10 protein-coding genes are annotated in these 14182 nt (G+C 34.0%); 2 read left to right on the top strand and 8 right to left on the bottom strand.

Annotated features, from left to right (window positions below):
- Positions 1 to 6: 6 nt before the first annotated feature.
- Positions 7 to 393 carry an ExbD/TolR family protein gene (locus YW9_RS0110270; protein ID WP_026193973.1) on the bottom strand — a complete coding sequence of 129 codons (387 nt, stop codon included), beginning with the start codon at positions 391 to 393 and terminating at the stop codon, positions 7 to 9.
- 27 nt (positions 394 to 420) lie between these two features.
- On the bottom strand, positions 421 to 1119 hold the full coding sequence (locus YW9_RS0110265; protein ID WP_018280083.1) for a MotA/TolQ/ExbB proton channel family protein: 699 nt from the start codon (positions 1117 to 1119) through the stop codon (positions 421 to 423).
- Between the two features lie 234 nt (positions 1120 to 1353).
- Between YW9_RS0110265 and YW9_RS0110260 the strand changes: the two genes are divergently transcribed.
- Complete coding sequence (locus YW9_RS0110260) at positions 1354 to 3099, top strand: ABC transporter ATP-binding protein (protein WP_018280082.1); 1746 nt, start codon at positions 1354 to 1356, stop codon at positions 3097 to 3099.
- Positions 3100 to 3180: 81 nt separating this feature from the next.
- Positions 3181 to 3927, top strand: a complete 747-nt coding sequence (gpmA, locus tag YW9_RS0110255; protein WP_018280081.1) for a 2,3-diphosphoglycerate-dependent phosphoglycerate mutase — start codon at positions 3181 to 3183, stop codon at positions 3925 to 3927.
- 177 nt (positions 3928 to 4104) lie between these two features.
- On the opposite strand, the gene YW9_RS13505 is transcribed toward gpmA, so the two are convergent.
- The 6 genes from YW9_RS13505 to YW9_RS0110225 form a co-directional block, all read right to left on the bottom strand.
- Positions 4105 to 4266 carry a hypothetical protein gene (locus YW9_RS13505; protein WP_018280080.1) on the bottom strand — a complete coding sequence of 54 codons (162 nt, stop codon included), beginning with the start codon at positions 4264 to 4266 and terminating at the stop codon, positions 4105 to 4107.
- A gap of 511 nt (positions 4267 to 4777) precedes the next feature.
- Complete coding sequence (locus YW9_RS0110245; RefSeq protein ID WP_026193972.1) at positions 4778 to 6919, bottom strand: S46 family peptidase; 2142 nt, start codon at positions 6917 to 6919, stop codon at positions 4778 to 4780.
- A gap of 185 nt (positions 6920 to 7104) precedes the next feature.
- Positions 7105 to 7764 carry a tRNA (5-methylaminomethyl-2-thiouridine)(34)-methyltransferase MnmD gene (gene mnmD, locus YW9_RS0110240; RefSeq protein ID WP_018280078.1) on the bottom strand — a complete coding sequence of 220 codons (660 nt, stop codon included), beginning with the start codon at positions 7762 to 7764 and terminating at the stop codon, positions 7105 to 7107.
- A gap of 3 nt (positions 7765 to 7767) precedes the next feature.
- Complete coding sequence (locus tag YW9_RS0110235) at positions 7768 to 8910, bottom strand: AAA family ATPase (protein ID WP_018280077.1); 1143 nt, start codon at positions 8908 to 8910, stop codon at positions 7768 to 7770.
- Positions 8911 to 9105: 195 nt separating this feature from the next.
- A complete protein-coding gene (locus YW9_RS0110230; protein WP_018280076.1) occupies positions 9106 to 11211 on the bottom strand; it encodes an elongation factor G in 2106 nt (701 codons plus the stop codon).
- A gap of 212 nt (positions 11212 to 11423) precedes the next feature.
- The gene (locus YW9_RS0110225) at positions 11424 to 14057 is read right to left on the bottom strand and encodes a sodium:solute symporter family transporter (RefSeq protein ID WP_018280075.1); all 2634 of its coding nucleotides are present in this window, start codon (positions 14055 to 14057) and stop codon (positions 11424 to 11426) included.
- Positions 14058 to 14182: the final 125 nt, after the last annotated feature.

The following is a 14182-nucleotide window of genomic DNA, read 5'->3' as shown; positions in this document are numbered from 1 at the left end:
ATCATTTTATTTTGGACGAACAGCCAAAATTACTTTATATTGGTTTTGATTTGCGATATCCATCACAGCAACAGCTTTCTCAATGGGAACGCTTTCTTCTACCCTTAAAATGATGGTAGGCTTTTCAACACCTTGCAATGCTACTTTAAGTTCTTGTTCTAAACTCTCAATAGCAATTTGTTTTTTATCAATAAAGTAATTTAAGTCTTTGTTTATGCTTACAGAAACATTCTGTGTATTAGTCGATTTACCCTTAGCTTTTGGTAAGAGCAAATCTAATGCGTTCGGGCTATTTGCCGTAATCATAAAGAATACAAGCAACAAGAACACTATGTCAGTCATTGACGACATACTGAATTCAGGACTGACTTTATTTCTACCTCTTATTTTCATCTTGATACTTGGCTTTAGAGGTTGTTTTTATACGGGTTCATTCAATAAATCCAAAAATTCAACTGCATTAGCCTCCATTTGGTGAACGATTTTATCAGTACGAACCACTAAATGGTTGTAACCGATGTAAGCGATGATACCAACAATTAATCCAGCCACAGTTGTTGCCATTGCGGTATAGATACCATTGGCTAAAGCTCCCATTTCTGCCTGTCCTCCAGCGGTAGCCATCTCGTGGAATGACATAATCATACCAACAACCGTGCCTAAAAATCCAATCATAGGTCCAGCACCTGCAATAGTAGCCAAAATCGCTGTGTTTTTTTCCAATTTGTAAACTTCCAACGTTCCTGCATTTTCGATTGCTTTGTTGATGTCTTCCAGAGGTTTACCAATTCGGGAAATACCTTTTTCAATCAAACGAGCTACAGGTGTGTTCGATTGCATACAAAACATTCTCGCTGCGTCTAATTTCCCTGCTGAAATACCATCACGGATTTTCATCATAAAATTCTTATCAACTTTAGAAGCTGATTTTATGGCAAATAATCTCTCAAAATAAATAAATAAAGCCACAGCTAACATAATGAATAACACAGTAATGATAACTGTACTCGCCGCTCCTCCATTGAGGATCATATCCATAACCGAAAGTGTTTTTTCTTCAACAAGTGCTGTTTCACTTGCGACACTCGCCAATTCACCAGATGTTTGTAATACCAACATAATAATTTTTCGTTTTTCTTTTAAATCTGGCAAAATTAATAATTAATTCTTATTATGCATACTTTTTGTTGTTTTTTTACATTTTGATTGATTCGTTTTAAGATATATTTTTGAATTAACACACTGAAAAGTATTTAACTAAGATAATTTTTTATTCTTCATCTTCGTTATGAAAAATTTATTTTTTTCAATTTTCTGTAAAAATAGTTATCTTTGTCGTCTTAAAATTTAGGTATGCCTCATTTACGACATATTCGAAAATATTTTTATAAGTATCGTTTTCATCTGGTATTGGGAATTTTTATCACAATTATAGCCAGAGTTTTTTCGTTATTTATGCCAGAATATGTACAAAATTCTATCTCTGCGATTGAACAATACGCAAAATCTCCACAGGAAAATATAAATATTACTGAATTACTGCTGAAATACGCCTTGATTATCATTGGAACTACAATTGTTTCTGCTATAATGACTTTTTTTATGCGACAATTGATAATTAATGTTTCAAGATATATAGAGTACGACCTAAAAAATGAAATTTTTGTAAAATATGAACAACTTTCACTTTCTTTTTATAAAAAGAATCGTACTGGCGATTTGATGAACCGAATTAGTGAAGATGTTAGTAAAGTTCGGATGTACGCTGGTCCTGCAATTATGTACAGCGTTCAAACGATAACACTTTTTTTGTGTGTAATTCCGCTAATGTTTTACACTTCTGTCGAGTTGACGCTTTACACATTAATTCCTCTCCCCATTTTGTCAGCGTTGATTTATGTGATGAGTAGAAAAATCAATAGAGAGACGCTAGTTGTACAACAATTTTTGTCAAACTTATCCACTTTTTCTCAGGAAACATTTTCAGGTATAGGAGTTATTAAAGCTTATAATGATGAATCTCTGATTAACAGTCAATTATCTGTTTTAGCAGAAGAGGGAAGACAAAAAAATATCAAATTAGCAAAAGTACAGGCAATTTTTTTCCCGACAATGATTTTGATGATAGGTTTAAGTCTAATTTTCGTGATTTTTATGGGAGGAAGGCTTTATTATCTGGGCGAAATTACTTCGATTGGGGTTATCGTAAAATTTAGTATCTATGTGATGATGCTCACTTGGCCTGTAGCAACGGTTGGTTGGGTAAGTTCAATTGTGCAGCAAGCTGAAGCTTCCCAAAAACGGATTAATGAGTTTTTGGCAGAAGTTCCTGATATTCAAAATACAAATCCAAATCCAGAGACAATTAAAGGAAATATTCGTTTTGAAAATGTAAGTTTTACCTATCAAGATACAGGTATTCAGGCTCTTAAAGATATTTCTTTCAATATTAAAAAAGGAGAAACAATAGCTATTATCGGTAAAACAGGAAGTGGAAAAACCACAATTATTGATTTGATTTCCAGAATGTATGATGCTTCAAAAGGGCAAATTTTCATTGATGAAAAACCTATTCAAAGTCTGAATTTACCGAGTCTTCGCAAGGCTATTTCAGTAGTTCCACAAGAATCTTTTTTATTTTCGGATACGATAAAAAATAATCTTTTATTTGGAAACAAAAACGCAACACATCAGCAAATCGTTGAGGCAGCAGAAAAAGCAGTTGTACATCATAATATAATGGATTTTACACATCAATATGAATCCGTTTTGGGAGAACGTGGAGTGTCGTTAAGTGGAGGACAAAAGCAACGTATATCTATTGCTCGAGCTTTACTTAAAGAAGCTGAAATTTATTTGCTGGATGATAGTCTTTCGGCTGTGGATACGGATACTGAGGAAAAAATACTTTACAATTTGGGTGAAATTTTTAGGGAGAAAACCGTAATTATCGTAAGTCATCGAGTTTCAATAACCAAAAATGCGGATCGTATTTTAATGTTAAATCAGGGAGAATTAGTAGAAGAAGGAACACACGAAGAACTTTTTGATAAAAATGGCTATTACAGAGCATTTTACGATTCACAAGTAGAAACATAAAAATTTGTGTAAGAATAGAAATAATTATTGTATCTTTGTGCTGAATTAAAATGTAATTAATAATTAAAAAAATATAAAAATATGTACAAAATTGTATTGTTGCGTCACGGATTAAGTGAGTGGAATAAGTTGAATTTGTTCACAGGTTGGGAAGATGTTGATTTAACAGAACAAGGAATTGAAGAAGCTCGTGAGGCAGGTAGAATTCTTAAAAAAGAAGGTTTTAAATTTGATGTAGCTTTTACTTCTGTATTGAAAAGAGCCATTAAGACATTAAATTACGCTTTAGATGAGATGGGAGATTTATGGGTACCTACTAACAAAAGTTGGCGTTTGAATGAAAAAAGTTATGGAGCTTTACAAGGTTTAAACAAAGCTGAAACCGCAGAAAAATATGGTGAGGATCAGGTACTTTTATGGAGACGTTCTTACGATGTAAAACCACCACTTATTGAAGAGACAGATAAGAGACACCCTTCACACGACCGCCGTTATAATCATTTAAAAGCGGAAGAAAAAACAGGAGGTGAAAGCTTGAAGGATACTTATGACAGAATGTTACCCTTCTGGTTTAGTGATATTGCTCCTGCCATCAAGCAAGGAAAAAGTGTGATTATTGCAGCTCACGGAAATAGTTTGCGTTCATTGGTTCAGTATTTAGATGGGCTTAGCGAGGCTGAAATCTTGAAATTGAATATCCCAACAGGTGTGCCTTTGGTTTATGAATTAGACGCTGATTTAAAACCAATTAAGAGTTATTATTTAGGTGATCAAGAAGCCATTGCTGCAGCAATCAATAGTGTTGCTAATCAAGGTAAATCAAAATAGTAGATTAAAAAATATATTTAAAAATCCGTCCGAAAGTTTCAGTTTTCAGACGGATTTTTTATTTTCAAGTGGATGATATAAAGTGGTCGCAGGTTATGATAATGATTAAAATGAAGTCCTCCACACCCTCAAAGTCAAAGATAAAGTTAAAGTCCAGTTAATAAGAACTTTACTCACTTATGTGCTTAAAATAACTTTTGATTGATTTTCGAATTCTCGAAATTTTGCTTTATAGAAATTAACTTCGCTTTCAAATTCACGATGTTGTGCCAATAATTTTTCTTGCAAAATTTGCAATTCTTCTATCTCATACAAAGGTACATTTATAATTTTGAACACTTTTTCACCTATCTGCCTGAGTGAAATAAGTTCTTTTTTAGTGATATCCTCACGTAAAGTATCAAAATTGTGAATGAATTTGCCTATATGTGCTGCCTTTGCCTTACAGGATTTGTATTTTATGAATTCTTCAAGATGAAAGTTTTTAAAAAATCTTCAATAGTAAGTTTTTTAATTTATCCAGAGCTTTAAAGTCAATTTCTTCTACTTTTTCCTCTACTTTCTGGCGAATTTGTAATATTTTTTGTGAAATTTCATTGACACGATTATCTTTTTCTTTGATAGCACTTCTTAAAAAGCAGAAATGGCATATAAGGTTCCGATTTTTTCTAATTTCTCATCAATATTTTCTACTTTTTGAAATTATCCAATTTTTCTCCTTCTAATGAGGAAGTATGGGTGGCTATGATAATGATTTTTTAATATAGTGTTGAAAATCTACAAAAAAACTACGTAACAAGATGTAGATCATTTTATTACGTAGTTCTATAAAAAATAATATTGACAGAAGTTATTCTACAATTGTCATTTCATCAACAATATGTTTTGCTCCTGAGAATTTGTCAATTACCCAAAGTACATAACGGATATCTACATTGATTGTACGTTGCAGTTTTGAATCGAAAATAACGTCTCCTGCCATTGCTTCGATATTTCCATCAAAAGCCAATCCGATAAGTTCTCCTTTACCATTCATTACAGGCGAACCAGAATTTCCACCGGTGATGTCGTTGTCTGTTAGGAAATTAACGTGCATTGTTCCATCTTTATCTAAATAGCGTCCGAAATCTTTTGCTTCATACATTTCAATCATACGTCTTGGCATATCAAATTCAGGGTCGTTGGGTTTGTATTTGGCAACCATTGATTTGAATGTTGTATAATTATTGATGGGAGCATCGGCATTACGTTTGTCGGCAGGAAGGGCACGAACTGTTCCGTAGGTCAAACGAAGTGTGGAGTTTGCATCAGGATACAATGTTTTCCCAATTTTAGAAACTCGCATTCCTTTTACAAACTTGCGGAAAGCTTTTTCATAAGAATCTTGTAAAGCAATTTGCTCTTCTGACTTATGATTGTATTTATTTACAATAGCAAATGAAAGCTGTACTAACAAATCATTTTTAAGAACTTCTGGGTTAGGGTTTTCTAAAAAGGTTTTGAAATTTTCTTCTGAACCAAATACACTTGTTTCAAAGGCTTTATTAGCAAATTTTTTGAAATCACCTTGATAATCAGTTTGTATTTGTTTTACTTCAGAAGGAACATTTTTTGCTTTGGTTGCGTATAATTTCAATCCGTCAGCCAAAATAGCTTTTTCGGTAGCGATGTGTTTTTCTTTGTAAATTTGCAGAACATTTTGCATACGGCTAACCAATTGTTTCTTTTGCTCATCAGGCATTTGTTCGTAATTTTGAAAAGCACGTGCGATTGCTTGTGGAAGTGCAACAAAATCCGTAGCTCGAATAAGTGAAACCAAATAGTTATTATCAGCTGATTGAACGTTTGTTTTCTCAAAATAATTAGCCATTGTTTTCAGTACATCACCATATTCAGCTCTGTTTTTCTTTTTATTTGCCCATTTAGCAAATTTTTTCTCATAACTACGCTTTGTGTCGGCTGTTTTGTGAGCTTTTAAGGCTTCAATCATTCCTTGACGATTTTTCCAGTAATTAGCGATTTGTGCGTATTTTGAAGCATACATCAATCGAACGGCGTCATCAGCATTCATAAAAGGTTTCATAGCGTCCATTGCTGTTTTTGAGCCTTCTACCCAAGCTGGATACGCATATTCCACGTTTTGGTCAACCCAGAAAGAAGGCACCCAGCGATTTGTACGTCCAGGATAGCCCAAAATCATTGCGAAATCCTTTTCTTGAACTCCTTTTAGGCTTACTGCCAGATGTTTTTTGGCTTTCATAGGGACATTTTCAGCAGAATACTCAGCTGCATTTCCGTTTTTGTCAGTGTAGACACGGAAAAGTGAAAAATCCCCTGTTTGTCGAGGCCATTCCCAGTTATCGGTATCCCCTCCAAATTTTCCAATACTTTCAGGTGGAGTTCCTACAAGGCGAACATCTTTAAAGTCTTGATAAACAAAATAATAAAATTCATTTCCTTGGAAGAATGAACGAACAGAAACTACATATTTTTCTCCTTCATCATTTTCTTTTTGAATTTTAGCCATTTCACGATTCAATGCCGCTTCACGCTCTTTTTCAGTCATTTTATCGTTAACCACAGAGAGCATTCGTTGAGTAACATTATCCATACGAACAAAGAAACGAACAAAAAGTGATTCTGGTTTTATTTCATCTTGATATGTTTTAGCCCAGAACCCATCACGTAAGTAATTATTTTCGGGAGAAGAAACTTCGGCAATTTGCCCATATCCGCAGTGGTGGTTGGTTAGTACCAATCCATCTTTAGAAATAATACTTGCTGTACAACCTCCGTCAAATTGCACAATGGCATCTTTTAAGCTATTGTTGTTAATACTATAAATTTCTTGAGCGGTAAGTTGTAAGCCCATTTTTTGCATATCACGCTGATTCAAGCGTTCTATGAACATCAAAAACCACATTCCTTCATCGGCACGAGCTATTGGTGTTAAAAGCAAAGTGGCGATGAATGCTAAACATATTTTTTTCATCATAAAATAAATTAAATTTTTTGAGGCTAAAAGTAAATAATAAATATATTTAAAAANTATATTTAAAAATATTATTTAGTGTTTTTTAACATTTTCGAGCGTCATTTTTTCTCTTTTCCATAGAAAATTTTATTTGCGTACTGAATTACAAAATATTAAAATTTTTGATGAATTTGGAAAGAGAATCATTTTTTAGCTCTTAACATTTCACGTTTTCCGGGAGGACCTTGTAATTTTTCAACCTCAAAACCACAATGTTTCATCGCTCTTTGTACGCTTCCTTTTGAAGAATAGGTAACTAAATATCCATTTTTTTTCAAGGCGTTGTACATTTTTTCAAAAATAGAAATTTCCCAAAGTTCAGGTTGAACCCTTGCTCCAAAAGCGTCGAAGTAAATAAGGTCAAACCGCTCAAAATCATCAATTTGTTCAAAAAAGTGATTTCTTTTCTTAATTACAAAGTTTTCTGAAAGAGGAAATTCTTTTTCCCATTCCGATTGGTGAATTTTTTCAAAAATAGATTGTAGTGAATTGTTATTCAGAAGGTTGCAATAATTCATTTGTTGAGCTTCTTCCCAAGAAAGTGGATAACCTTCCACAGTTTCATAATGAATCTTCAACCCTAATTTTGAATGTTCTGAATAAGTTACTAAAACATTTAATCCTGTTCCAAAGCCAATTTCAAGAATAGAAATAGACTGATTTTCAAATAAATGAAGCCCGTTTTTTATGAATACGTGTAAGGCTTCCTGAATGGCTCCGTGTTTGGAATGGAAACTTTCATTCCACTTAGGAATATGTAAAGTAGTTGAACCATCGGAAGTCACGATAACTTTTCGTTCCATTTTTTAGTTTTTAAAGCCTATTTTTGAAGGTTCAGAATTTTCCTTAAATTCCTTGATATTAATGTTTGTCAATTCTGCTAAAGAATAAGGTTTATTTACAGTGATTTGTTTATCAGTTGATTGTAAATATTTGTTTGCTTTTTCAATGGTGAGTTCCTTAAATTTGTATTCGGCAATAAGCCTTCCTTTTCGTAAAAGGGCTGGGTCAATTTTTGAAATATCCGAGTTGAAAGTGCAAATTAATTGACATTCAAGCACATCGGAAAGCATACCATCTGCAATATTTAGGATAGAAGAAACTACATCTGTATTGCTATTGAAAGCAGTTCGTTCAGCAATGTAATTTTCGCAATCTTCCAAAACTAAAATGGAGTTTTTGTTTCCAATCAGTAGCCCAATAAAAGCGGGGTCGGTAAGTGAGCCAATCATTGTTGTAGGAACGAAAATGAATTTTTTATTCGGAATTTGACTTGTTAACCATTTGATATAGTTTGTTTTACCAGAACCTGCAATTCCGTGAAAAAGAACTACTCCTTTCGTGTCGTTTGTCAAAACATTTTTAACTCGATTGTGGATTTCCAAAAAATCATCATTGTACATTGTCTCAAAATCAATACGATATGGTTTTATAGTGTGAGTTTTGATTTCAAGTCCAACTTGAGTTTTTAATAAAATTGATACTTTCGAATCTTTAGAAACATATTTTTCTATATATTCCGAAAAAAGGGCACTTAAATTTTCTTTCGTTTTGGGATTTGTATTTTCGTAATATACGTAATTTACTTTAAAAAGTCCCTCCTCAAATATTTGATTATCATATTCATTAGATAGGTTTTTATCTGTTAGAATAAAAACTTCCAATTCTGGATGAAAAAAGCATTCCTCCGATTCAAAAAGTTCATTTTGTTTTGATGCATAATCAACCGTATAGTAATCAGTGCATTTTACAAAATGTTTCAGCTTTTCTTTCTGAATTACTAAATCCTCTCCACTTAGATAAATTCTACTCATCAAATCGTCCAGCAAACACTGATATGGGTTGCTGTAAGTCAGCATTTTGAATTTATCCACAACCTGAATGTTATCATCTCCATCAGTTTGTAGTAGATTAATAGGGCGATAATATTTAGAGTCTTGTATCTTCATAAATAGTTTTTTTTAAGTATTTTCAAACAGAGAAAAAGTTCGTTTTTATCAAAAAATTTAGGCAAAGGTATGAAATGTAGTCAGAAGTTAAAAAATAAAATTTCAAATTTGATTGTAGAATTTAAAATAACAAAAGCGAAACGTAATTATAATTTGAAGTACGTTTCGCTTTAAAATCAAATATATGAGCTTACACTATCCTTTTAATAATTTTTCTTGGACTTCGTGGTTCATCACCTGATAACCCCATAACTGCCTACTGAATTTAGATTTTCCTTGCGTGATGGAACGCAGTGAGGTGGAATATCCGTACATCTCGGCAATGGGTACTAAAGCTTTGATTTGCTGGTATTGTCGGATGTTGTCAATTCCTGTAATGACAGCTCTTCGGCTTTGTAAATCGGTCATTACATCGCCCATCGCAACAGCGTCACAAAGCACTTCCAATTCGTAAATGGGTTCCATAATTTTTGGTGAAGCATTTTTGAAGGCTTCCGAGAAACCAGCTGAAGCTGCCAACTGAAAGGCAATATCATTGGAATCTACAGGGTGCATTTTTCCGTCGAAAACGCTTACGCGAACGTTTTGGCAATATGAACCTGTGAGAGGTCCTTCCTCCATTTTTGCCATAATTCCTTTTTTGATAGCTCCAATAAAACGTGTGTCGATGCTTCCGCCAACAATGCACCACAAGAAATGCAAATATCCGCCCCAAGGTAGTTCGATGAGTTCTTCTTTTCTGATATTCAAATCGGTAGGTAGAGGGGAGTTTTCATCATAAGGTTCAACACGAAGATGCACTTCGGCAAATTGCCCAGCTCCGCCCGATTGTTTTTTATGACGATATTGGGCTTCAGCAGTTTTTGAAATCGTTTCACGATACGGGATTTTCGGACGAATAAGCTCCATATCAATATTATACAGCGATTTGATACGTTGTTTCACCACATCAAAATGCATTTGTCCTTGTCCGTGAATGATGGTTTGTTTCAGCTCAGGAGAATATTGCAAGGTGAAGGTTGGGTCTTCCTCCTGAATGATATGTAAAGCGTTGGTTAGTTTTTCAAAATCCGATTTTGAAGGAGGCACCACAGCCATACGGATTTTCATTTGTGGGAATTTGATTTTGCGTATTTGTACGTCCTCGTGCCCTTCCGCATTGAGTGTGTTGTTGGTATGTGAATTTTTTAGTTTTATGGTAACTCCCAAGTCACCAGCGACCAATTGCTCAACGGGTTCTCTGTTTTTTCCATTGACGATGAAGATTTTGTTGATGCGTTCATCTTCGCCATTCATCTGATTTTTAAGAGTTTCTCCACTTTTCAGTTTTCCGCTATATACTTTAAAATAACTGAGTTCTCCAATTTGTGATTCGTTCAGTGTTTTGTAGATGAAAATACTTGTGGGTAATGAAGCATTCGGAGCGAGAGTTTTTCCGTTTTGAAGCTCTTTATCAGGTTGTTGCAAGGGTGAAGGACAAATGTCACGAATGAAACCCATAATACGTCCCGTTCCTTTATTTTCCTTTGCCGAAGCACAAAAAACAGGGAAGAAATTTTGTTTTCCCATAGCCAATTGAAGTCCTTTGGTAAGTTCCTCTTCCGATAATGTTCCTTGTTCAAAGTAACGTTCCATTAGTCCTTCTTCTTCCTCAGCAGCTATTTCAACAAGCTGATTGTGAATTTGTTTTGCTCGTTCAAGTACTTCTTCGGGAATAGCTTCTTTTTTAGGTTTTCCTCCGTTGGAATCGAAGGTATACATTACCATACGTAATGCATCAACGATATGATTAAATCCGTTTTCTAATTGATACGGAAACTGAATTTCGACTACTTTATTTCCAAAAGTATTTTTGATTTCCTGAAGTGATTTTTCAAAGTCTGCTTTTTCGTGATCCATTTGGTTGATAACGAAAAGAGTAGGGGTTTTAAACTCTTCGATGTAATCTTTGTGGAGTTCGTTTTGAACCTCAATGCCTTCCTTAGCGTTGATAACCACTACGGCGGTATCGGCGACTTTCAGCCCTGAAATGGCTTCACCGATAAAATCATCAAAACCAGGGGTGTCAATAAAATTGATTTTGACATTTCCCCATAACACGTGCATCAACGAACTGAAAATACTGTGTTTTTTTTCTCGTTCCATTTCGTGAAAATCGGAAATTGTATTTCCCTCTTCAATGCTTCCGATGCGTGTAGTAGCTCCTGATTCAAACAGCATTGTTTCTACCAAAGAAGTTTTTCCGCTTCCGGCGTGTCCTAAAAGAACCGCATTCCGAATATTGTTGGTATTATAATCCATAATGAATAATTTTGGGTGTTAAAAATACCCTATAAAAGTATAAAAAAATGAAATACAAAGCAAAGTAATTTTGCATTTTTTGTTTTTAGAAACTAAAATAATATAATTTATTTCATATTTTAATTTTTATACTATTGTTAATCATATTTTTATATAAATAAAAACAGATTGTCTGAAAAGACAATCTGTTTTCGATTTTATTCTTATTTTTACTATTTCTTTCTTGTTTTCCAGGTGATTCCTTCGATTGATTTTTGGTTTGGAATCAATAAGCTCAAAGTAAATGCAACGATGATGTTAGAAACCATTCCTATAAGTCCGTAAAGTAGGAATGAAAAATCTGTGTGAGATTTTACCAAATATAGGACAATTACACCAGAAATCAACCCAATGAAAGCAGGAGTAGCACCCACGCGAGGGAAAAATATTCCTAAAATGAATAAAGCACCTAATCCACTGGTTAATAACCCCAAAAAGGTATTAAATTGATCCCAAAGTGAAGCAATATTCCAAGTAGCCAATACAATAGCCATTCCTGTTCCTAATAAACCAATGACAACTCCTGACCATCTGGCTACAATCATTTGTTGTTTGAATGAAGTATTTTTAAATAGAGATTTGTAAAAGTCAGAAGTAATTACCGCTGAAACTGAATTGATATTTGATGAAAGTGTACTCATCGCTGCAGCAAAAATGGAAGCTATTAGTAATCCTGATAATCCTACAGGCATCTGTGAAACAAGGAATTGAGGAAAAATAGAATCAATATTAAGGTCTGTAATGGACATTTGTTCAGGATTCGATTTGTAAAATGCAAATAGCCCTGTTCCAAGAAGGAAAAACAAAATGCTCACAGGAACGCTAACAATTCCGTTCAACCAAATACTTTTTGCCGTTGCTTTTTCGTTTACGGTCGACATATATCTCTGTACAACCGATTGGTCACTGGTATATGATATTAAAGTATTGGCAAGTCCTCCAAAAACTACAACCCAAAATACAGGTTGCGAGAAATCGAATCGAAAATCGAATGTATCAAATTTGTTGAATGATTTTGTTGTCTCCCAAAATTCACTAATACCACCTTCAATCCCTGTAATCATTACTACAAGAGCAGCAATAGCACCTCCAACTAAAATAAATCCTTGGATTACATCGCCCCAAACCACAGCTTCCATTCCACCACTTGTTGAGTAAATTATGGTCACAAAGCTCATTATCAATATGGCATAGTAAATGTTAAATCCCGTAACTATGTTTAAAGCTAATGAAGGCAAGAAGAGTACAATTGCGATACGGCTTATCATAAAGAGAGTAAAAAAAGCCGATGCCACCCAGCGAATTGGGCGATTAAAACGGATTTCTAAATATTGGTAAGCTGTGTCTAATTTAAAACGCAAGAAAAATGGTAGAAAAAAGTGAATAATTATGGGTACAGCCAAAATAATTGTCATATTGAACATCAACATACGCCAATCAGTAGCATAAGTTTTGGCAGGAATAGAGATAAACGTAATGGCACTGAGCATCGTAGCAAAAATACTTACCCCTACTGCCCACCACGGAATGCGTCCGCCTCCTTTAAAATAATCATCAGTATTGTTATTGTTTTTCATAAAGAAAAACCCAAGTCCTAACATTCCTATGAAATATAACCCCAATACAGCATAATTTAACCAACCAAAACTTTCACCCTTTGAAAATGATAATTTGGTAATCAAAGAAGAACGAATACCTGGTTTTTGTTCTCCTCCTGCGATATAAATATGTTGATTTTGAGTGTCATAAAAGATTGAGGATACAGCTACAGTGTTGTTTGCATTGCCTAAAGTAAACCACTCATCGGTAATTGTATTGTAAACTAAAATTTCTTTTTCAAATCCTTGATGGTTTTGCCAAAGTTTGTTACGAAGTTCAATATCATTATCGTTTATAGCTTTTTCTATCTGATTGAAAATAACTCCAGTATCTCCTCCAAATAGTAAAATACTTGATGCCCCTACTTTGGTACCTGTAGAAACTGCCAGAGGTAAACTTCCTTTCGAGTTTTGAATGTTTTTCTTTTTAATCCATTGATTTTTTGAATGTTTGAATTGATAAACTTCATCGTAAAAATCAGTAATGTTAGAATTATTACGACTTCTTCCTCCAAAAGCAAAAATTGAAATTTCTTCTCCATCTTGTTGGGCAACAGCCACTGCTCCCGACACGTTTTTGGGATAATTGGGTAATTTTTGCCAACCTTTTTTAGGGTTGTTAATGTCTAATCTTATGAATTGATTCGATGACGTCCCGTTAGTTGTCTGTCCACCAACAATATATATGTGGTTTTCTATGAGAGTTGCCGCCGCACTTTTTACGGCTATTGGTAAATCTGGAAAGTTTGTGATTTTTATTTTTTTGTTTTCGTAAGAAATTAAAAAGTTTTTTGATGAAACGTCATCAGGTGTTTGTCCTCCAATGCAGAGAAGTCCTTCAGGGAGAGAAATATAAGTCCCTTCGGCGATGGCTTCAGGCAAATCATCTCCTTGGTGAACTAATGATAATTTACCATCAGTTGAGGATTCAAAAATAAAAATAGTTTTGGAAAATTCTTTTTTGCCTCCCTGCCAAGGTTTTTCCTTAGGAAAATATGAGCCACCTGCTAGTATAAAAAATTGCTTATGTTTGCCGAAATAAGTTCCTGCTAATCCTTCTTGAAATTGTTTTGTTTGAAGTGAATTACTATTCCAAACTACGGATTGTTCAAGCTGGTTAATAGTTTTCCTTTCCTGAGCTTTTGAAGAAAAGATTGCCCCAAAGAAAAAAAGAATTGAAAAAACGACTGAATAATAATTTTTTATCATAACGAAAATATTGGTCTTACAAAGGTATATTTTTTTAATTCTAAAATCAAAAAAAAGGAGGTATATTTCGGTAGAGGAGCAAAAATTTCATTCTAATGGAACTTTTTTATATTTTTGCACCCCAA

Origin of the sequence: Capnocytophaga cynodegmi DSM 19736, assembly GCF_000379185.1 — a bacterium.
Classification (GTDB): domain Bacteria; phylum Bacteroidota; class Bacteroidia; order Flavobacteriales; family Flavobacteriaceae; genus Capnocytophaga; species Capnocytophaga cynodegmi.
This window is presented reverse-complemented; position numbering and strand designations above follow the sequence as displayed.